A 22,678-nucleotide genomic window follows, 5' to 3' on the forward strand; every position below is an offset into this window, starting at 1 on the left:
TTATGTCTGATCTAACAAGTTTCGGACTGTTAACATGATTGAAAGTTTCAGCACTTCGTTTTAAAAATTATGCCTATTCAAGCCGTTTTATTTGACCTCGACAATACCTTGACCCATCGTGATCTGACGACACAAGCCTATAGCCGTTATCTGGCAGAATATTATGCGCCAACATTGAAACAGGTCGAGTCTGACAAAATTATCGAGATTGTAAGACGCATCGATAATGGCGGTTATCCTAAAAAGGAATTGCTGACGCATGGTAGTATCGGGGCTTCGGCTGCTTATGCGTTGTTGCAGGAACTGTCTTGGTTAAATCCCCCAACCATAGATGAACTGGCCCAATTCTGGTTTAGCCAGTTTGGCCGTTTCGCCGTAGAAATGCCGGCAGCAGAGCAAGTATTAACGCAGCTGAAAGATGAGGGTTATCAGCTGGCCATTGTTTCCAATGGCGGACATGACACCCGTTTAAATACGATTCGGGGTTTGGGTATTGAAACTTATTTTGATGAGATCATCAGTTCGGGACTAGTAGGTTTTAACAAGCCGCAGCCGGAAATATTCCAGATCACTGCAGAGCGTCTAAGCGTGCAGCCTGCACAGTGCCTGTATATTGGCGACCATCCAATTAATGATGTACAGGGAGCTACAGAGGCCGGAATGCATGCATTATGGATGCAAGGCTTTCATGCAGATGCTGAACATATCCAATATAAAATTCAGCAACTGCCGGAAATTTTTGCCCATTTGCAGTTATTAAATCGTGCTTAAGTAATTCTTAAACAGTCAATCGTTTCGGCCCATTGCGAAGAATCACAGCGCGGACATTGCTGGTCGGCATGTGAAAGGGTTTGTACCTGTCCACAGTAAATGCAAGCATATAATTGCCCGGCCTTGACCTGTTGGACTATAGAGCAGGTTTTAGGAAAAAGTGGCAGCCCAGGCCGAACCTCATCCGATTTGAAAAACAGGATACTGAACTTACCGTCAGTTTCCAGTAAACCGGTGCGTACCTGACCCAGATGTTCTACGCCTTGCTGGCGCATTTCGGCAAAGAATTCATCATGTGACATTTTACCTTTTTTAATCTCTTCAACGACCAGCACGCCATCTTCTACGATATAAATTGGTTTACCTTCCAGTAGGTCTTCAAACCACTGATATTTCATCATGAGCCAGGTGGTCAGGCGGTACATGATAATAATCACCGACATCACCAGAACTGCCTGAATCAGGGGAATATCTTCAGTAAACATCGGGTCGCCGGCAATCGAACCCAAGCTCAAAATGATAGCGACTTCAAAGATGGAAAGCTGACGTACCCCGCGTTTTCCAGTCAGGCGCAGAAACAGGATAATCATCGTGTACATCAGGGCACAACGCAGCAAAATTTCTGCGGTAAACGCCCAGGTGGTGTCATGTATAAATATCGTGGCCCAGTCCATTTAGATTCTTGATCCTCATTTTGCTCTTTGGCTCGAGTCTAGCAATATCAGTATTTTATTTGCTGCTGTGATTGTGTAAGTTTATGAATAGAAATAGATTCTATTTAAACAAGAAGATTGAGCTAAAAAATCCAGCTATTGAATATATTCAAAATAAGATAGATATTTCATGTAAAAAATGCATAAAAAATCAGCAAATTAACTTTGAAGAAGATCACATTCTCTATGGCTTGCTATCAAGTCAAAATTAAATCTATCTATTTGAAATTTAAAAATATTAATGTAACTTCATTTTCCTGAAATTGCTGAAAGTGTTTGGAAATTTGTAAGCAAATGACTTCATCCCTGAATAAATCTATAGTTTGTAGCCTGAAAAATAGAGTGATTACACTACTTTAATAAACTGTTTTTAAATTAGAAATTGTGATTTTGACTTCCAACAAGGGATGTATTGTGAAAAGAATATTCACGCTTTTAACGGTTATGGGTTTAAGTACAGCGGTCTGGGCAGATGCGGATTGGGATTATACTCAGCCTGAGCAATGGTCGACTTTGAGCCAGAAATATTCGGCCTGTAATGGTCTGAACCAGTCACCGATCAATATTGAGCGAACAGTAAAAGCTGAACTGGAACCGCTCAAGTTCAGCTATAATACCATGATTCATGCGATCGAAAATAAAGGTCATACTGTGCAGGTAGACTTTGCCCAAGGTGGTGAATTGCAGCTGGATGGCGATATCTTTGTACTGAAGCAGTTTCATTTGCATAGTCCGAGCGAAAACCTGATTAAAGGCAAAAGCTATCCACTGGAAATCCACTTTGTCCATGCCAATGCCAAAGGTGAGCTGGCTGTCGTGGGGATGATGTTCGAGCAGGGTGCAGAAAGCCAGATGCTCAAACGCATGTGGAACCGTTTACCGAAAAAGCAGGGCGAGAAAGTGGTTTTGAAAACGCCACAAGCGGTGAATCAGATGTTGCCTAAAAATCTGGATTATTATCGCTTTAGCGGCTCGCTGACCACACCTCCGTGTTCGGAAGGCGTACGCTGGCTGATTCTGAAAGATATTCAGCAGGCTTCTGCCAAGCAGATTTCGGAATTTGCTAAACTGATGGGACATCCAAATAACCGTCCAGTGCAGTCCTTGTATGGCCGTGTAGTGCTGGAATAATCAATATGAGAGCGAAAAAGCAGACTTTAGTCTGCTTTTTTAATTCTGATACAAATTTTGAAAGGGCACACCGAAAAGGACTTTGTGACCAAAGCTGAAAGATTTAATATGGATATTATTTCTTCTTCGACCTTCTCCTGCCATGCTCTTTGACTTGAAAACCATGATTCAGCCGTTCACAGCGCTTTCGCCACAGCAGAAGAAGCTGGATCATCTGATTGATAAAATCGAGCAACAGAAACAGGAATTACAACAATGGCAACAGGCTGAAGAAGAGCTGCAGCAATATACCCATAAAACCTTCATGCCGGTCTATCATGAATTGCATGGTGTACTGTTCAAGCAGCTGGAACAGCTCTGGAAACACCTGCAGGAAACTACATTTTCCAAGGCTGAACTGGTGGTGCTGGATGAAAAGATTCAGTACCTTGCAAATTATCTAAAAGACTCTCAGGCGATGTCGATGCAAGAAGCCCATAAGGTGAATGAAATCTTCACTTATTATCAGCAACGTGCCGAACATGCCCAATTCAGAAAAAGCCAAAAGAAAATAAATGAACTAGAAACATTCTTTAAAAATGAGAATCCCTCCGACCTTGCAGATGCAGAAGTATTTGAAGAATGGGAATCAGATGATTTTCAGCAGGCACGTGAGCAAGCCAGATTAAAACGCCAGCAGGAAAAACAGGAACAGGCAACAGCGATGGCAGAGCAGTCATTGAAAACCGTATATTTAAAAATTGCTGCCATCATTCACCCTGACCGTGAAGTGAATGATGTCAAAAAAATCAAGAAAACTGAATTATTGCAACGTGCCAATGAGGCTTATGCAGAGCAGGACCTGTTTACGTTACTGAGAATGCAACTGCAGATTGAACAAGATCAGGAAGTTTCACAAAAAGGTTTGAGTGCAGAGCAACTCAAGTTTTATCAACTGGCTTTAGATGCACAAAGCCAGAAATTACAAGAGCAGATTGATGCCTTGATCAATAGACTGGTCTGGTCATCGAAAACCAGAATTGCCGTGAAAAAGGCGAAAGGAAAAGTTCAAATTGATGACCTGTATAAGCAGATAGATGAAGATACTTCAGCCATCAAACAGCAGATTAAAGTGGAAAAAGAACGGTTGATCTATATCAAAAAGGTAAGTGGCTTGGAGATGTTTTTAAGGCATGGGATGCTTTAATCTCTTATTCGTATAGTCATTCTAGATTTAATAATGAAAGTTCCCTCTCCTAGTAGGAGAGGGAAAATAACAATGAAAATAGATCCTCAATTATTAGAATTCGCCAAATCTATGCGCCATACCGCCACCGATGCTGAATATCTCATGTGGCAAGTTTTACGTGCCAAGCGTTTTATAAATCTTAAATTCCGTCGTCAGCATGTAATTGCACCGTATATTGTGGATTTTTACTGCCATGACATTGGTTTAGTGATTGAGTTGGATGGTGGTCAGCATGGAACGGATGATGCAAAAGAATATGATGTTGAACGGACTAAGTTTTTAGAGGCTTTGGGTTTAACGGTTGTACGTTATTGGAATCATGATGTGTTGGGGCGGACGGATGTAGTATTGGAGGATTTGGGGCAAAAATATACTGAATTGAAAATCATTTCTCACTTATCTTTTCCTTAAAGGAAAGGAGTAAGTGAGAATGAGGGTTTAAAAGTTTTTTGAATTATGTATTAAAAATTGGATTGAGGTATCCTACTAAAGGTCCATTATTTGGATAATTTTTTTCGGTATAAAGTTTATAAAGTGCTTTTTTAATTGAGATTATATCTTCACCAGTATTTTGATGAATATGATTAATCAGAATATCATAACGTTTCTTAGCTTGTTTCCTTGGTTTAGGTGATTGTTCATTTAAATAAGTTTGAGTGCCTATAAGTATTTCAATGTGCAAATTTGAACCACTGAATGCAGAATTAATTTGAGCGCAGAAGTTAGGATCAGATTCAATCAAATCAATTATTCCTTTTTCTGGGGTGCAAGGTAGAAATTTAATATTTGCCTGATTGGCATTATATGTTGAAATAATATGACCTTGATTTGGATCAGCGAGAGTTTCAGTGCAAACATCTTGATCAAGAAACGCTTTGCGTACAACATTCTGTCTAAAAATTTGTGAACTTGAAGCTAGGACATCCATAACTTGTTGAAATCCACCAATAGGAATAATTTTATAAGATGGTCTAAATGTAGCTGTACCTAAGTTTCTTATATTTTTATATTTTTCAATAATTTGAGATAATAATAATTTACCTTCATCATCTTCAACAAAGAATAAAAAGTCCATATCTAATTCTTCATCATAAGCAATTTCTCCTAATACTTGAGCGGGATAAACATTATTAATTGTTTTAAACTTTTTTGTATTCCCTTCTTGCTGAAGAAAAAGTAATTTTTTTCTATCAATACTTTTAATCAATGTTGATGAGTGGGTTGAAAAAATAATAGTTAAATTTTTATTGAGTGCAATATCTTGAAGTTTTGATAAAAGTTTTCTTTGAGCTTTAGGATGCAGTGCAATTTCTATTTCATCGATTAATACTAAGCTATCATTTTGTATTTCTTCTAATGCACAGGCTAATCTTAAGACACATAATTCACCCAAACTAAAATTTTTTTCTGAAAAATAATGAGTTCTTGAATTTTTTTGATAGGGGATGATATAGGCTTTATTTCCAATTCCTCTTTGGTAATTAATATATTTTAAATTATCCCATTTATTGTTATCTAAAACTTCTTTCATAAATTGAATAGTTTCATTTTGAACAGCAATCGGTCTAGGGCGATTTTGTAGATCATGTAACGATGGTTCAACTCTTTTTGCATTTACTTCAATAAATCTTATTTCAGGAAAACTTACATCATCAAATAATTTACTTTGATTATTTGGAGTGGGTCTCCATCGCTCACTGCCATATTTGTAAGTCACGGTATTATTATTAATATGGTAAGTAATTTTAGAATCTTGAAATGAATCATAATAATCCAATGAGCTTGTTTTATAATATTTTTGAAAGGCTGAAGGTTCTTTCATACGATAGATTGCAGCAAGAAGAGAAGTCTTTCCTGAACCATTTAACCCAGTCAAAAGCCAAATTCCTTGGGTGGGGATTGTGAACTCAAGAGATTTAATATGTTTTAAATTTTCAATCTTTAATTGCATAATAAGTATAAAGGGCTGAATAATCAGCCCTTTATACACAAATTAGATCAAACTAACAACACATTATAGCGCTGCAATCTGCTCCATATTCGCTTTAATCTTCGCTAACTGGTCAGCAAACTCAGCAAGTTTAACTTTCTCGCCTTCAACCACAGCCGCAGGTGCTTTTGCCACAAAACCTTCATTACCCAGTTTAGTTGCAATTTGGTCATGCTGTTTTTGAACCTTATCTAAGTCTTTTTGTAGACGACCCAATTCCGCTTTAGGGTCAATTAAGCCCTTCATTGGAACGAATACAGACACATGACCGACTACAGATGAAGAAGACAATGGCGGTTGTTCAGCATCAGCCAAGAACGTAATGCTTTCAACTTTTGCCAATGCTTTAAACAATGGTTCAATACGTGCGATTTGTGCTTTTTCAGCATCAGTGGTGTTTTGCAGCAGAACAGGCAACAAGCGAGCATTACCTAGACCCATTTCACCACGAATGTTACGTACCGCCCCAATCAAACCTTGAAGCCATTGCATATCTGCTTCGGCTTGGTCATTGATAAGCGCTTGGTCAGCAACAGGGTATTGCGCCAACATAATCGTTTCGCCAACGATGTTCAGTTTCGGCGCAAGCGTTTGCCAGATTTCTTCAGTCAGATAAGGCATCAACGGATGCGCAAGACGTAAAGACGCTTCCATCACAGCAAGAAGAACACGACGTACTTCAGCTTTACGTTCTTCAGACACATTTTCATCATTCAGAACAGGCTTAGTCAGCTCAACATACCAGTCACAGTATTCATTCCAGATGAACTCGTAAATCGCTTGTGCAGCCAAGTCTAGACGATAGGTTGCAAATGCTGTTTGCACCGCTTGTTCCGCTTTTTGTAGACGGCTCACGATCCACTGTTCAGGCAATTCCCAAAGATCAGGACGTGCAGTTTGACCAACCGTTTGACCTTCGACATTCATCATCACGAAACGCGTTGCGTTCCAGATCTTGTTGGCAAAGTTACGGTAACCTTCAACACGTTTCATGTCGAATTTAATGTCACGACCTGTGTTTGCAAGTGCACAGAAGGTGAAACGAACCGCGTCTGTACCGTAAGACTGGATCCCTTCAGGGAATTCTTTACGCGTTGATTTTTCAATCTTCGCCGCTTGTTTCGGGTTCATCAAACCTGTAGTACGTTTTTGTACCAGTGTTTCAAGATCCACACCGTCAATCAGGTCTAATGGGTCAAGCACGTTACCCTTAGATTTAGACATTTTTTGACCTTCGCCATCACGTACCAAACCGTGAACGTACACAGTTTTAAACGGTACTTGTGGCGTACCATCTTCATTCTTCATGAAGTGCATGGTCAGCATGATCATACGTGCCACCCAGAAGAAGATGATGTCAAAACCTGTCACCAATACATCTGTTGGGTGGAAAGTATTCAAGAAGTAGTTGGCTTTGTCTTTTGCTTCGTCGCCAGTCCAGCCTAAAGTCGAGAATGTCCAAAGACCTGAAGAGAACCAGGTATCCAGTACATCTTCATCTTGGTTCAATTGAACATCGGCAGGAATGTTGTTTTTCGCACGTACTTCAGCTTCGTCACGACCAACGTAAACATTACCTTCCGCATCGTACCAAGCAGGAATACGGTGACCCCACCACAATTGACGAGAGATACACCAGTCTTGGATGTTGTTCATCCACGCCATGTACATGTTGCTGTACTGTTCAGGAACGAACTTGATGTCGCCATCTTTCACTGCTTTAATTGCAGGGTCAGCAAGTGGTGCAATCTTCACATACCATTGATCCGTCAATAATGGCTCAACGATCACGCCTGAACGGTCACCGCGAGGTGGTTTCAGCGTATATGGTTGAATCTGGTCCAACCAGCCTTCAGCTTCAGCCTGTTCAACGATCTTCTTACGTGCTTCAAAACGCTCTAAACCAACATAGTCTGCAGGTGCAGGAATGGTTTTAGAAATTTGTTCGCCGGCTTTCGCGATGTATTCAAACTCAGCCAACACTTCAGCATTTTTGTTGAAGATGTTGATGATTGGCAATTCGCAACGTTTACCTACTTCAAAGTCATTGAAGTCATGAGCAGGGGTGATTTTTACACAGCCTGTACCGAATTCTTTATCGACATATTCGTCTTTAACGATAGGAACCGCACGACCGGTAATCGGCAGGATAATATTTTTACCCACCAAATCTGCATAGCGTTCATCATCAAGCGCAACGGCAACAGCTGTATCACCCAACAATGTTTCAGGACGCGTCGTTGCCACCACGATGTGATCTTTACCATCGTGTGTGCGTAGTGACTTATCTTCAAAGAAGTATTTGAAATGCCACAATGAACCTGCTTCTTCTTTATCAGACTCAACTTCCAGGTCAGAAAGGGCAGTTTGTAATTTTGGATCCCAGTTAACCAGACGTTTACCGCGGTAGATCAGACCTTCTTCGTGAAGTTTTACGAACACTTCTTTAACCGCGTTTGATAAACCATCATCCATGGTGAAGCGTTCACGAGACCAGTCTACAGAAGAACCCAAACGACGAATTTGACGGGTGATGTTACCGCCAGATTGTTCTTTCCATTCCCAAACTTTTTCGATGAATTTTTCACGACCTAGGTCATGACGGCTAACCCCTTGCGCACCCAACTGACGCTCTACAACCATTTGCGTTGCAATACCTGCGTGATCCGTACCCGGTTGCCATAAGGTATTTTTACCAGACATACGGTTAAAACGGGTTAAGGCATCCATGATGGCATTGTTAAAACCATGACCCATGTGCAGGCTACCAGTGACGTTTGGTGGTGGAATCATGATACAGAAAGATTCGCCTTTTTCAGACGGCTTAAAGTAACCACGCTCTTCCCAAGTTTGGTACCATTTTTTCTCGATCTCGGTCGGATCGTAGGTTGTCGCGATATTTTGCGCTGAGTCAGTCATAGTCTAAACAGATCAAAAGTGAATGAAAAATTGGCTCTATTGTAGCAAAAAAAATAGTGCATGCGGCAGCTTAACCAAATGCAAACTTTAGCCAATTGGCATGTATAGCAACTCATCGTATGATAGATTAATAAAAAAACGCGACTCATCGCAGCATATCAAAAAGGATAATAAGATGAGCTATAGCATTTCCCTGAAGCTTCAACCCGAAACCCATCAGCGCTTTAAAGACCTTCATTCCAGATTAAATGCCGGCGAGCGAGACAGTCTTGCCAGACCCTTAGGTGAAAATCTGGCCGATATGGCCTGTGAAATTATTGACCAGATTTTTGGTCAGGTGGTGCAGTTGGCCAATTCACCGGACAGCGAGTCCGAAAAAGTGATTCAGCAGATTATGCATAACACCCGTAAATATATGCCGTGGTCGGTTTCGTTGTTTGGCAATGAGCGTCTGATGCCTATGGTGAACTATTTGCATCGCATGACCTATGAGCATCAAGGTGATGCTTTTGTTCGATATCCGGTGGAAAAATTGCTGGTGATGGAGTTGCTCGGCTGTATTGACCAGATGAAAAATGGTAATCATCAATATGTATCACCCGCTTTAAAAGCCTTTACTCAGGTGGTCGATCAAGGGGTGACACATCTGATCCGTGAACCGAAAAAAATGTTGAAATTTAATGTGGTGGTCGATAAAACCTTGAATGGGGTGATTCATTTAACCACCCAGTTAGGCTATAAACGTTTTGACAAGCTCGGTAGCATCTATGATGCCGATACGATGAGTTATTATTTTGAGCATTTGCTGGCATTTCTGGAAGATGAAATGCCGCACCATATTCATTAAATCAAGGGAAAGAGGATTTCATGGCGAAAGTTGAAGACTTAAATGGAAAAGTGGTCTGGATTACCGGCGCATCTTCAGGGATTGGCAAGGCGATTGCTCAGCAATGTGCTGCACTTGGGGCACAGGTGGTACTGACTGCACGCCGGCATGCAGAACTGGAAAATGTTCGCCAAAGCCTTAGCAATGCAGATCAGCATATTTCAGTCATTGCCGATATCACAGATGAAAGTCAGGTTCGTCATGCCTATGAACAGGTTTTGCAACAAAAAGGCCGGATTGACTGGCTGATTAATAATGCAGGTTTAAGCCAGCGCGCCCTGATTCAGGACACCACCATGCAGACTGAACGTGCCATTATGGAAGTGGATTATTTCTCTCAGGTGTTTCTCACCAAAATGGTATTGCCAACCTTTCTGGCACAAAAATCAGGTCGTATCGTGTTTATTTCCAGTGTGGCAGGGTTGCTCGGCACCCAGTATAGAGCTTCCTATTCAGCAGCCAAAGCAGCGATTCATATGTGGGCCAACAGCTTGCGTGCTGAAGTGGCTGATCAGGGCGTGCAGGTCTCGGTGATATTCCCGGGCTTTGTTCAAACCAATGTGTCGTTTAATGCTTTAAATGGGGAAGGCAAGCCTCAAGCCAAGCAGGATGAAGCGATTGAAAATGGTCTGTCAGCAGAAGATTTTGCCCGTCAAAGCGTACAAGCCTTGCAGTGTGGCGAAGAATATATTGTGATTGGTGGCAAGAAAGAAAAACTTGGCGTGCTGGTTTCGCGTATTTCACCCAAGGTGCTGTACAAAATGATTCGCAAGACCAAGGTAAAATAAATCACCCAGAGTAAAAAAGGGCAGGAGCGCCCTTTTTTATGTCTCTTAAAACATCAATAAAAATAACAAAACTTAAAAATGCAATTCATTTCTGGAGGATTGCCCGTACAGGGAATTCAGCCGATAACATTGATATGCAGAAAATTACCTTTTCACTCTGGTACTTAAGCCAAAAGCCGGTATGTTAATTAAAAATAATAGTGAATTGGAATAAGCTCATTCGATGAAAACCCCGGTGCCCGATTATCTCCAGCATGTATTAACGGTCTGTCATGATAATGATCAGGGCGCTTTGGCTGACTATATCCCTGAACTGGCAGCGGTAGATCCAAACAAGTTCGCTTTGGCGCTGACCACGGTGGATGGCACGATTTATTCCACGGGAGATGATGAAACCGAATTTACCATGCAGTCGATGTCCAAGCCTTTTGCCTATGCCTTGGCATTGCAGCATTTGGGAATTCCAGCAGTACTGGAAAAGGTCGGCGTTGAACCTTCAGGAGAGGCTTTTAATCAGATTTCGCTAGATAAAGAAACCAATCTTCCTAAAAATCCAATGATTAACTCGGGTGCGATCACTACGCATTCTTTGATTCCGGTACAAAAAGGCATTTCACGTGCGGAATGCTTACGCCGTTTTTTAAGTGAGCTGGCAGGACGTCAACTGGAATTCGACAAGCAGGTGTATAAGTCGGAAGTCAAAACTGCATTCCGGAACCTGTCGATTGGCTATATGCTACGTACCGTAGGTGTGCTGGATTCGGATCCGGTAGAAATCGTCAATGGATATATCAAGCAATGTGCGATTAAAGTGACGGTCAAAGATCTGGCAAATATCTGTAGTGTGCTCGCCAATGGTGGTGTTCAGGCCAAAACTGGCAAACAGTTGTTAGAGCGTGATGTAGTGCGCCAAGTGCTCAGCGTGATGATGACCTGTGGCATGTATGATGCGGCGGGTGACTGGCTGACTACGGTGGGCATTCCTGCTAAAAGTGGTGTATCGGGCGGAATTATCGGGGTATTGCCTGGGCAGGTGGGAATTGTGGTTTTTTCTCCTAAAATTGATGAGCATGGGCATAGTGTACGTGGGGTAGATATTTTTGAGCGTTTGTCACGTGACATGGGCTTGCATCTGATGGAAGGGACGCCATCGGCACAGACTATTTTGCAAAGTCGTTATACAGCAGGGAAGAACAATGACATTGTCGTGTATGAGCTGCGCGGCGTGTTGCAATTTACCGAATCGGAAATGTTGCTGCGGATTTTGCAGGATGAGCCAGACGCTAAAACACGTATAGTCATAGACCTGACCAATTTGACTCTGATTCATGATGTGGGTGCACGCATGTTATTTGAAGGGGTCAAACGTTTACAAGCAGCTGGACACAAAGTGGTGGTCATTGATTCAGAAGGCGTATTGAGTGAGGAACAGGTGAAAGGCAATAAGCGGGTAGTGGTGACAGAAGAGTTAGAGCGCTATTTGGAGAAATTTAGTTAGACCATGTTCATGAGGATGAGCAATGTCTTTCCTTACTTGTGCTTTAAAACTTGCTCAGTAAAGGAAATGAAATATAAAAAAGCCCCGAACAGTATCGAGGCTCTTTTCAAATCTTGCAAAGCTTATTTAATATGCTGGGCAATGTCCGTAAAGATCACGCCTAAGCCGTGTGCGCCTGCATCCGGATAGCCTAAGCTACGATCACCCACCGTACCGGCACGGCCCATACGCGCTACGATCTCTTTGGTAGATTCTGCACCTTTTACCGCAGCCTCTGCACCCAAGACAAAGTTTTCTTTAAACGTCTTGTCGGTATTGGTTGACCAAGAGTCTGCGCAAGGTACAAGTGCATCAATCAGGGTTTTATCACCGACCACAGCACCACGACCAAATGAACGCTCACCAGTCACTTGAATACCTTTGACCGCAGCTTGCAGCATCTCGGCAAAATCTGCCACGCTTAGAGTTTGTTTACCTTGAATGGCTTTGCTGGCTGAACGGAAAGCAGAACCCCAAATTGGCCCTGACGCACCGCCACAATGTTCCATAATAATCATGGAACTATTCAGCAGGAATTCATCCATGTGCTGCGCTTGAATCAGGCTTTGCCATTCGCGTTTCAGTTGTTTAAAGCCTTTGGCGACGCTCATACCAAAATCGCCGTCACCTGCATGGGCATCCAGCTCGCAGAATGGCACTTCGTTTTTGATGATGCAGGCCGCCATCACATCGACCACATAACGCATGTTTTCAATCGTGAACTGTTCATTTTGAATTTCAGCATGTTCAGGCTGAGTTTCGACTTCCGTATTTATGACATCTTCTGCTGCGGCATTTTTTGTTGAGAAGATTAAAGGCTGTGCTGCTGAACCATCCATTTTAAGAGCGGGCGTGTTCGCCTCTGCATCTAAATAACCTTTTAGTTCATCATCCACAGCTAGCAATGACACCGAAGCACCGTTCATGTCGATACTGGTCATGTAGTTGCCGACAAAAGTACGGTAAATCTTGATGCCTTTGCGCGCCAAATGTTCGCACACATCGTTATTAAAGACATACAGCTCTTGCATTGGTGTTGAACCAAAGCCGTTCACTAGAACAGCAACTTCAGTCAGATCAGGGCGATCGAGGAACAAGTCATCGATAATACGTTGTGCCAGTTCTTTGGATGGCAGGATTTTTTCACGGCGGATACCCGGTTCGCCGTGGATGCCGACGCCGTATTCCATTTCATCATTCGCCAAGGTGAAGGTGGGTGTGCCTTTGGCAGGAACAGTACATGAAGTGTAGGCGAAACCAAGACTAATCACGTTATCCGCTGCTTTTTGAGCCACAGCTTTGACTTCCGCAAGCTCTAAACCTTTTGATGCTGCTGCACCTGCAATTTTATGTACAAATACAGTACCCGCCACGCCCCGACGGCCGACCGTGTAGAGGCTGTCCTTGACTGCAATATCATCTGCTACTTTTACATAATCGACTTTAATGCCATCTTCGATAGCTAAAGCTGCACCGTTCTGGAAATTCATCATATCGCCAGAATAGTTTTTAATGATCATGAGTACGCCTTTGTCTGTTGCGACGTGTTGGAGTGCTTTGTAGACCTGAATTTGTGAAGGTGATGCGAATACGTCACCGCATACGGCCGCGTCTAACATGCCTGTACCGACAAAACCTGCATGTGCAGGTTCATGCCCGCTACCACCGCCGCTGATCAGTGCCACGTTATTGTGTTTTTGTTTACGTGAAATGATTTTATGGGATTTGGTAAATTGCAGTTCAGGGTGTGCTAGTACAAAGCCTTTGCACATCTCGATCACGATGTTTTCTGCACCGTTCATGAGTTTTTTCATAGGTAAAACCTGTTTTTACATTTGGGAGATTTTGCGGTCTATTATTCAGGAATTTGTAGAAGTTTGCTGATTGAATAATGTTAAAACGGATGGTTTGAGGGGGGGTAGGAAAGGGGCGGTTATTGATGTATATATTGATGAAAAGAATCCCCCTAAATCCCCCTTTGATAAAGGGGGACTTTCCGTGAATTTGATTGCGATTTTGGATTCGTGAAATTCCCCTCTTTCTTAAAGAGGGGTTAGGGGAGATTCCCAAAAGAGAATAAAAATGAAACCCTACAATAAAAATTTAAAACAAGCCTCACGGGATTTACGCAACAATATGATGAATTTACCTCTCCCTTGTGCAGCAGTGCCGCTCATCTCCTAAAAGGAGAGGGAACATTCATTTTTAATTTATGCTGCTATTAGAATTGTAATTAAAGCTCCCTCTCCCTATGGGAGGATTACCTTGAGATCTCTCTTAAGTAAGAGAGATCTTATAATACTGAATTAAATTTTTTAAATTAAAACAGTAGAATTATTATCAATAGATGGGGAGATTGTACACTCGTCGTAATAGTCCCAAAACATCTTTTAATTCTGTAAAAGTTATTCCAAAGGCACTAAAACAGTAGTCTCTGAGAGTAGAACAGAAGTTACAATGATCATCTAAGAAAATTTTAAAAGTGTTAGCTAAAAAAGCATAAGTATCTTTATCTAATTTAATCTCTAATGGAGTTGTTTTAGCTATATAGTTACCAGTGACATAATGAATATTTAAAATATTGTCACGAAAGTTTATAAAATTATTCTCCCGTAATGATCGTTCGAAGGCTCCAATGCGTGCCGCACGTGAATGATTTAATTTTGACGCATGTTCAAAAGGCTTTCCTTGGCTCTTTTTGAGTTCACCGTTTAAATACCTGACGGTATGTTCAGCTTTACGACGAACTAAGGGATCTGTACCTGAATCAATTAAAACAGCTAATCCATCTAAATTAAAAGATAAATAATCTTTAATATAATAAGTAGGATTAGATGGATCTAAAAGTAAAATATCAGTAATATTTCCAGATGTTGGGTCTTTTAAGAAAAATTGATCGCTCTCTTTAGCAAGATTGCATTGCGTACATACTTTATGTAGATTTCCCCATGTATAACCTAAATGTGAAAAAGATTTTTTAGGGAGATAATGTTCGACATCATAACTATCTCCTACGTAACATTCACAAATATAACATTTATCATGATAAATAGTTTTTAAAGCTTGTTTAACATCTTCGTGAGCATAAATATCTGAACGTATATTTTTATGGTCAGATAAATGAGTTTTTTGTTCAGAAGTTAAATTCAATAAATTATTAGGAGTATTAACTATACTTCTATCTACTTGACGCATTTTATTCCCCCATAATTTGTTTAGTTAAATTTGGGGGTGAGAATATAGATAAAAAAGTGTCAAGTTCATTCATAATAGAGGATGATTTTTTATATTTATTATATATTTCTATGAGTTTTTTTAGGTTTTCCTCCTTATTTTGATTGCTAATAAGTTCTTTAAATATCTTTAAATCACTTTCAATTTCATCTGAAAATCTTCCATCATAATTAAAAATTTTACTAGTAATACTATCGATATCCATTAATGAAAAATCTTCTTCAATGATATTACCTGAAGGTAATTGAACTACTATAGAATCCTTTGGTAAACCACGAACAACAAATGGGCTATGTGTTGTTACTAAAAATTGAATGTTTTTAAAACATGATGTTAGTACTTTAAGGTAATTTTCTTGAGCCTTTGGATGAAGATGTAGGTCGACTTCATCAATGATAACTAATCCTGGAATTTCAGTAAAATTATTGTATTTTTCTTCTATATTAGGATTTTCATTATAAATGTAAAGTTGTCTAGTCACAATCGAAGTAAGCGTTACTAATAGGTCTAATTCACCCTGTGATAAAGAAATTATAGGTCCTTTAGTTGATGACCAAAGTTGGCGATAAGGGTGACGACTTATTTGAAAGTTTCCATAATCTTTGTTAGTAACTTTGTTTAATATTTTTGGAATCCACGAAAAAGCATTTGCGGAATCTTTATAACCGATATGAGTATCTAAGAATAATTCAATAAGTAGACTTTCAAGATCAGAACCGGAATATGCTACTTTAAATGGAAAAGGATAATCAGTTAAGTTATTTTTTTTTGTAGAAACCTGAAAATAAAAATTTTCATTTAATTGATTTATTTCGAGGAAATCAGGTTCATATCTATAACTAGGACGAAATAGAAAAATATTATTTAAAAGATAATTTTTTGCATTATTTAGGCTTGGTAATGTTTTTTCATTATGGAAGTGATTTAGAGGTACATTATTCCAGTTTTCATCATTAAATTTGTTTGTGTTGTTATTTGATTTTGCTTCTTTATAAACAGCTCTATTGTATGAAATCTCAGTGGTGGGGTCAGAAATATACTTTAAATCAAATGTATAGTAACTTTCTTCAACGTCAATTTCCTGCATACTAATTGATCTAAAACGCTTTCCATCCTTAGGGTTATAATCAGGAAAGCTAATTCCTTGATTTGGAATAATAGAATCAACAATTAAACTTAATAATGACGTTTTAGAGCTACCATTTTCACCTACAAAACATACAACTTGTGATTTTCTTTCTATTTTTATGTTTAGTTCATGAATACTTTTAAAATTAGTTAAATTAATTGATTGTATAGGCATTAAGATTTCCTTTTATATAAAAAGGCCTTCAAACTTTGAAGACCTTTTGTAATTTTTTAAAATTAATTAACCGAATCATCCAAATTTGGCGCTAACCAACGTTTCGCTTCATCCAACGTCCAACCTTTACGCTTCGCATAATCTTCCAACTGATCGCCAGAGATTTTACCCACGTTAAAGTATTCAGTTTCAGGGTTCGCATAATAGAAACCACTGACTGATGAAGGTGGCCACATTGCAAAACTCGTCGTTAAGTACGTACCAATCTTGTCGGTTGTACCTAACCAGTCAAACAATGGCGCTTTTTCAGAATGTTCAGGACAAGCAGGGTAGCCTGGTGCAGGACGAATACCGACATACTTCTCTTTAATCAAATCATCATTTGATAAAGTTTCTTCCGCTTGGTAGCCCCAGAACTCTTTACGAATACGTTGGTGTAAATGCTCTGCAAATGCTTCTGCAAAACGGTCACCCAAGGCCTGAACCATAATTGCGTTATAGTCATCACCTTTGGCTTTGTATTCTTGCGAAAGTTCTTCCGCACCAAAAATCGACACGGTAAAGCCACCCAAGTAATCCTGAGCCACATCTTTTGGCGCAACAAAATCAGCCAGAGAGTAGTTTGCTTTGCCAGTGACTTTGTCAGACTGCTGACGTAAATGCTCGAAGCTGTGAGTAACATTGCCTGTTTCATCCACAACCGCAACTGTATCTGCGGCTACACGGTTTGCAGGATAAATACTAAACGTCGCACGCGCATCGAAACGTTTATTCTCGATGATGTCTTTCAGCATGGCTTGAGCTTGTTCATACAAATCACGTGCTGCTTCACCCACCACTTCATCTTCAAGGATTTTCGGGAATTTACCCGCCAGGCTCCATGAAATAAAGAACGGTGTCCAGTCAAAATATTCCACCAAAGCTTCAAGCGGATAATTTGTGAAAGTTTCAGATCCAATGAAGTTTGGTTTAACCGGTGCATTCTTGTCGAAATCGATCTTGAAGCCGTTTTCGACTGACTCTTGATAAGACAATTTCGCCGCTTTCGGTTGCTTGTTGGCAAGACGAGTACGAATTTTTTCATAATCCGCTGCATAGTCAGCCAAAAGTTTTGGTTTCATTTCAGGAGAAAGCAATTGTGTTGCTACACCCACGGCACGTGAAGCATCTGCGGTGTAAAGCACGCCATCATTATGATATTGCGGTGAGATTTTCACTGCGGTATGCGCTTTAGAAGTCGTCGCACCACCAATCATTAACGGAATGTTAAAGCCTTTGCGCTGCATTTCTTTGGCAACAAAGACCATTTCATCCAGAGACGGCGTGATCAGACCAGACAAACCGATGATATCGACTTTTTCATCAATCGCAGTTTGTAGAATTTTCTCACATGGCACCATCACGCCCAGATCCACGATGTCATAACCATTACAGCCTAATACTACGCCAACGATGTTTTTACCGATGTCGTGTACGTCGCCTTTCACCGTAGCCAGCAGGATTTTACCTTTTGCTTCGGCTTGGGTTTTCTCAGCTTCAATGAACGGGTTCAACCACGCTACAGCCTGTTTCATCACGCGTGCAGATTTGACTACTTGTGGCAAGAACATTTTACCGGCACCGAACAGATCGCCGACTACGTTCATACCCGCCATCAATGGACCTTCAATCACATCCAGTGGACGTGTAGAGTTTAAACGCGCTTCTTCAGTATCTTGATCGATATAAGTCGTGATGCCTTTTACCAATGCATATTCAAGACGTTTTTCAACAGACTCATTACGCCATTCCAGATTTTCTTCGGCTTTTTGCGTACCACTTTGACCACGGTATTTTTCAGCAACAGCAAGCAGTTTTTCGGTTGCTTCCTGACCGCTTTCACCCTGGTTCTGGTTTAAAACAACATCTTCAACCGCTTCTTTCAATTCTTTATCGATGTCATCGTAAATCGCCATCTGACCGGCATTTACAATACCCATAGTCATGCCTTGCTGAATGGCATGGTACAGGAACACCGAGTGAATCGCTTCACGTACCGGTTCGTTACCACGGAACGAGAACGATACGTTCGACACACCACCAGAAATCATCGCATTTGGCAGGTTCTGTTTAATCCAGCCAGTCGCTTCAATAAAGTCCACGCCATAGTTGTTGTGTTCTTCAATACCGGTCGCAATCGCAAAGACGTTCGGGTCAAAGATGATATCTTCAGACGGGAAGCCTACTTCATTCACCAGAACATCATATGAACGCTTACAGATTTCTTTTTTACGCGCAGCTGTATCGGCCTGACCATCTTCATCAAATGCCATCACGATGACCGCGGCACCATATTGACGGCAGAGGCGGGCACGTTCGACAAACTCGTCATGACCTTCTTTCAGGGAAATCGAGTTCACCACGGCTTTACCTTGCACACATTTCAGGCCCGCTTCGATAATCTCCCATTTAGAAGAATCCAGCATGATTGGCACACGTGAAATATCTGGCTCAGACGCGATTAGATTCAGGAAGTGCACCATCGCACCTTGCGAATCGAGCATGCCTTCATCCATGTTGATGTCGATGATCTGTGCACCGGCTTCAACCTGTTGACGGGCAACATCAAGCGCTTCGGCAAAGTTTTCTTCACGAATCAGACGCAGGAATTTTTTCGAACCGGTGACGTTGGTACGTTCACCGACGTTCACGAACAGTGAATCTTTGGTGATGTTAAATGGCTCTAAACCACTTAAACGACAAGCCGGTTCAATTTCAGGAATTTGGCGAGGGGTAATGCCTGCAACAGCATTTGCAATCGCGCGGATATGATCCGGCGTAGTGCCACAGCAACCACCGGTAATATTAATTAAGCCACTTTCAGCAAATTCTTTAATAAATGCGGCAGTTTCTTCCGGCGTTTCATCATATCCACCGAAGGCATTTGGCAAACCAGCGTTTGGATGCGCTGAAACAAAGGTATCGGCAACGTCAGACACGGTTTTCACGTGTGGACGCATTGCATCTGCACCCAGCGCACAGTTAAAGCCGATAGATAATGGCTCTGCATGGCGCATCGAGTTCCAGAAGGCTTCAGCGGTTTGACCAGTCAATGTACGACCTGATGCATCAGTAATCGTACCTGAAATCATGATTGGCAGTTCATAGCCCAATTCTTTAAAGACTTCTTTCACCGCAAAAATGGCGGCCTTGGCATTCAAGGTATCGAACACGGTTTCGATCAGGATGATGTCTGCACCACCTTCGATCAAAGCTTTGGTTGATTCAATATAATCAACTTTTAAAGCATCAAAGGTGATGTTACGGAACGCCGGGTCATTCACGTTTGGAGAAATAGAAGTGGTACGCGATGTCGGACCAATCACACCTGCCACAAAGCGTGGTTTTTCAGGCGTTGAATATTTGGCACAGGCTTCTTTGGCCAGACGCGCTGCTTCACGGTTAATCTCGGGAACCAGATCTTCCATGTGGTAATCCGACATTGAAACGCGGGTACCGTTAAAGGTGTTGGTTTCAATAATGTCGGCGCCAGCTTCCAAGTAAGCTTCATGAATACCTTGGATGATCTGTGGCTGAGTCAGTACCAGCAAATCATTATTACCTTTGAGATCATAGGCCCAGTCAGCAAAACGCTCACCACGATAATCGGCTTCTTCCAGTTTATGGCGCTGGATCATGGTACCCATCGCACCATCGATAATTAAAATTCTTTTGGCAAGAAGTTCTTTTAAAGTGGTAAGTGTAGACATTCAGACTTTCTCAGCAGAAATCAAAAAAAACGACGCTAATCTTAGCAGATTAGTTGGCTGATTTCTGCTGAGATTGCTCAGAATGATGGATAAGCATGATATGAAAATTTGATAAGTCATCTAGAAAAACAACAAGTTTTAACATGCGGATCAGAAAATAATGCAATCTCGAATCTGATTCGATGCCTTACAGACAAGAAACAGGATCAGAAAATTAAGCTGATGCTTTCATTCATGAAATTGTCATATTGATGGCTTATGCTGTGCAAATGAAACTTTTGCTCTGCTTGATGACAGGTAGGGCATGAATCGTTTTGGTAGCAAAATATGTGCGGTTGCTAAGCTTAAATAAGCTGGAATCCTCTCTTAAGTAATTGATTTATAAAATCAAAATCTAGTGTTTTAGTCGGAATTAAACAGGACGAATAGCAGCAAGAAAATCCAAATAATTGCTTCATATGACAGCAGTTTGTCATATAATTGTCACAATTTAACTGAACAATATGGGGATTCTTGAATCCTCTATTCCTGCTTGCATGAATCCTAATCAAACTCCCGTAGATTCAGCACACGGGTCGGCTTCCCAAAAGTCGACCAATGTTCATGTGCCAACACCGAAATTCTTTATGCCGGTGTTCCTGACTCTTATTATCACTACGCTGATTTATATCGGCTTCCAGTTGTCTGCAGATTTAGCGCATGTACCGGCCTTGGGCTTGTATTCAGTTATTTTGTTAGCGACGGCACTTTTTATTGCGTTGAGCTTTGAGTTCGTCAATGGCTTTCACGATACCGCCAATGCTGTGGCCACGGTCATTTATACCAATGCACTTTCTGCTCCTGTCGCAGTGATGTGGGCCGGCTTCTGTAACTTCCTTGGGGTTATGGTCGCCAGTGGTGCGGTCGCTTACGGCATTATTGCGTTATTGCCAGTCGAGCTGATCATGAATGTCGGCTCCGGAGCAGGCTTTGCCATGGTCTTTGCCATGCTGATCGCGGCAATTCTCTGGAATCTGGGAACTTGGTTCCTCGGTATTCCGGCATCCAGTTCACATACCCTAATCGGTTCGATTCTGGGTGTGGGCATCATGAACTATATTCTGAATGCCGGTACTGGCGCTTCAGGTATAGACATGGAGCAAGTCATGAAAGGCGGTAAGGCGCTGTTATTTTCGCCTTTAATCGGTTTTGCATTTGCTGCGATTGTGTTCCTGCTGGTGAAAAAAATCTTCAAGCGTCAACTGGAACTGTTCCAGCCACCTGAAGGGAACAAGCCACCCCCACCACTGATTCGTGCCATGCTGATCTTTACCTGTACTGGGGTGAGTTTTGCCCATGGTTCAAATGACGGTCAAAAAGGTATGGGCCTGATCATGCTGATTCTGATCGGCTGTGTACCGTTGGCGTACTCGCTGAACAAGAATCTGGATGCACAGCATATTCAGTCTTTTGGTCAGTTGTCGGCGCAAACAGCGGATGTGATCTATCCAAATCATCAGGATATTCCGGATGAACAAGCTCGTGATGTGATCACCAAGTACATTCAGACCAAGGAAATTACCCCTGAAGTCGTGCCTGCATTGGCAAGCTTGACGGATCATCTGGGTGAGAAAGTCGGTAGCTATACCAGCATTAAGGATGTTCCTGAAGCTCAAGTTTCTGAATTCCGTAATGACATGTACCTGAGCACCACAGCATTTAAGCGTCTGGATAAAGCAGAAGCTTTACCGGCAATGAGTGCTGCACAGGAAAAAACAGTAGATGAATACCGCGACAATCTGGATTCATTCCTGCAATACATTCCGACCTGGGTGAAAGTGGCGACAGCCTTGGCGCTTGGTCTGGGTACGATGGTCGGCTGGAAGCGTATTGTCGTGACTGTCGGGGAGCGTATTGGTAAACAGCATATGACTTATGGTCAGGGTATGTCTGCCGAACTTGTTGCGATGTCAACCATTGCGGCAGCAGATGGCTTTGGTATGCCGGTATCAACCACCCATGTATTGAACTCTGCAGTAGCAGGTACCATGGTGGCGAACAAGTCAGGTCTGAACTTCCAGATGGTGAAAACCATTCTGTCTGCCTGGATCTTTACTTTGCCTGCAACGATCTGCCTGTCAGGCGGTTTGTATTGGGTACTGTTAAAAGTGTTCTAAGTTATTTAGACATAAAAAAAGCTGCTCTAGAGCAGCTTTTTTTATGGGTGGAAGAAAAATTAAGGATGTAAAAGAGGAATCTAAATTACGATTAAGGCGACAGGGATGTCGCCGTTAGGCTGTGATATAGGGACATATCATCAGCTTAACAAAAGATTTTTGTTACTTTTGATCTTTCAAAAGTAAAGAAAAAAAGAAGCTATAAAATAGATCAACTTAAATCTGCCCAAAGCACATTCATAAGAATTTGAATGATTGAAAGCCTAAATTAAC

The 22,678-nt window shown here is 41.4% G+C and carries 15 protein-coding genes; 8 read left to right on the top strand and 7 right to left on the bottom strand.

The genetic code is table 11. The features are described from left to right. The first annotated feature begins 69 nt into the window (after nucleotides 1–69). On the top strand, nucleotides 70–771 hold the full coding sequence (locus tag NI465_RS00265) for an HAD family hydrolase (protein ID WP_253143845.1): 702 nt from the start codon (nucleotides 70–72) through the stop codon (nucleotides 769–771). On the opposite strand, the gene NI465_RS00270 is transcribed toward NI465_RS00265, so the two are convergent. Beyond that, nucleotides 768–1,445: a DUF421 domain-containing protein gene (locus NI465_RS00270; RefSeq protein WP_253143847.1), complete on the bottom strand. Its 678-nt coding sequence runs from the start codon at nucleotides 1,443–1,445 to the stop codon at nucleotides 768–770. The two genes, NI465_RS00265 and NI465_RS00270, sit on opposite strands and share 4 nt — an antisense overlap. A gap of 483 nt (nucleotides 1,446–1,928) precedes the next feature. Here NI465_RS00270 and NI465_RS00275 point away from each other — a divergent pair, with 483 nt between their 5' ends. From NI465_RS00275 to NI465_RS00285, 3 genes are all read left to right on the top strand, one after another. Continuing rightward, nucleotides 1,929–2,615, top strand: coding sequence for a carbonic anhydrase (locus tag NI465_RS00275; RefSeq protein ID WP_253144091.1), 687 nt, complete (start codon nucleotides 1,929–1,931; stop codon nucleotides 2,613–2,615). A 142-nt stretch (nucleotides 2,616–2,757) separates the two neighbouring features. Further along, nucleotides 2,758–3,801: a molecular chaperone DnaJ gene (locus tag NI465_RS00280; protein WP_253143849.1), complete on the top strand. Its 1,044-nt coding sequence runs from the start codon at nucleotides 2,758–2,760 to the stop codon at nucleotides 3,799–3,801. Nucleotides 3,802–3,873: 72 nt separating this feature from the next. Next, nucleotides 3,874–4,254, top strand: a complete 381-nt coding sequence (locus tag NI465_RS00285; protein ID WP_253143851.1) for an endonuclease domain-containing protein — start codon at nucleotides 3,874–3,876, stop codon at nucleotides 4,252–4,254. A 43-nt stretch (nucleotides 4,255–4,297) separates the two neighbouring features. Here NI465_RS00285 and NI465_RS00290 read toward each other — a convergent pair whose 3' ends face one another. Beyond that, the gene (locus tag NI465_RS00290) at nucleotides 4,298–5,794 is read right to left on the bottom strand and encodes an AAA family ATPase (RefSeq protein ID WP_253143853.1); all 1,497 of its coding nucleotides are present in this window, start codon (nucleotides 5,792–5,794) and stop codon (nucleotides 4,298–4,300) included. Nucleotides 5,795–5,857: 63 nt separating this feature from the next. Next, nucleotides 5,858–8,752 carry a valine--tRNA ligase gene (locus NI465_RS00295; protein ID WP_253143855.1) on the bottom strand — a complete coding sequence of 965 codons (2,895 nt, stop codon included), beginning with the start codon at nucleotides 8,750–8,752 and terminating at the stop codon, nucleotides 5,858–5,860. A gap of 175 nt (nucleotides 8,753–8,927) precedes the next feature. Here NI465_RS00295 and NI465_RS00300 point away from each other — a divergent pair, with 175 nt between their 5' ends. The 3 genes from NI465_RS00300 to NI465_RS00310 all read left to right on the top strand — a co-directional run bounded on the left by NI465_RS00300 (nucleotide 8,928) and on the right by NI465_RS00310 (nucleotide 11,924). Next, nucleotides 8,928–9,599 carry a hypothetical protein gene (locus NI465_RS00300; RefSeq protein ID WP_253143857.1) on the top strand — a complete coding sequence of 224 codons (672 nt, stop codon included), beginning with the start codon at nucleotides 8,928–8,930 and terminating at the stop codon, nucleotides 9,597–9,599. Nucleotides 9,600–9,619: 20 nt separating this feature from the next. After that, nucleotides 9,620–10,426, top strand: a complete 807-nt coding sequence (locus NI465_RS00305; protein WP_253143859.1) for an SDR family oxidoreductase — start codon at nucleotides 9,620–9,622, stop codon at nucleotides 10,424–10,426. A 223-nt stretch (nucleotides 10,427–10,649) separates the two neighbouring features. Next, nucleotides 10,650–11,924 (top strand): glutaminase, encoded by a 1,275-nt coding sequence (locus tag NI465_RS00310; RefSeq protein WP_005267116.1) that lies wholly within the window; start codon nucleotides 10,650–10,652, stop codon nucleotides 11,922–11,924. 122 nt (nucleotides 11,925–12,046) lie between these two features. Here NI465_RS00310 and dhaK read toward each other — a convergent pair whose 3' ends face one another. The 4 genes from dhaK to metH all read right to left on the bottom strand — a co-directional run bounded on the left by dhaK (nucleotide 12,047) and on the right by metH (nucleotide 20,249). Continuing rightward, entirely contained in the window at nucleotides 12,047–13,777 is a 1,731-nt protein-coding gene (dhaK, locus tag NI465_RS00315) for a dihydroxyacetone kinase subunit DhaK (RefSeq protein ID WP_253143861.1), read from the bottom strand. Nucleotides 13,778–14,303: 526 nt separating this feature from the next. Then, complete coding sequence (locus tag NI465_RS00320; protein ID WP_253143863.1) at nucleotides 14,304–15,158, bottom strand: HNH endonuclease family protein; 855 nt, start codon at nucleotides 15,156–15,158, stop codon at nucleotides 14,304–14,306. Nucleotide 15,159: 1 nt separating this feature from the next. Continuing rightward, complete coding sequence (locus NI465_RS00325) at nucleotides 15,160–16,500, bottom strand: AAA family ATPase (protein ID WP_253143865.1); 1,341 nt, start codon at nucleotides 16,498–16,500, stop codon at nucleotides 15,160–15,162. Between the two features lie 62 nt (nucleotides 16,501–16,562). Further along, nucleotides 16,563–20,249, bottom strand: a complete 3,687-nt coding sequence (metH, locus tag NI465_RS00330) for a methionine synthase (RefSeq protein ID WP_253143867.1) — start codon at nucleotides 20,247–20,249, stop codon at nucleotides 16,563–16,565. Nucleotides 20,250–20,785: 536 nt separating this feature from the next. Between metH and NI465_RS00335 the strand changes: the two genes are divergently transcribed. Further along, nucleotides 20,786–22,405 carry an inorganic phosphate transporter gene (locus tag NI465_RS00335; protein ID WP_253143869.1) on the top strand — a complete coding sequence of 540 codons (1,620 nt, stop codon included), beginning with the start codon at nucleotides 20,786–20,788 and terminating at the stop codon, nucleotides 22,403–22,405. Nucleotides 22,406–22,678: the final 273 nt, after the last annotated feature.

The organism is Acinetobacter lwoffii (genome assembly GCF_024129855.1).
Lineage (GTDB): Bacteria > Pseudomonadota > Gammaproteobacteria > Pseudomonadales > Moraxellaceae > Acinetobacter > Acinetobacter lwoffii_L.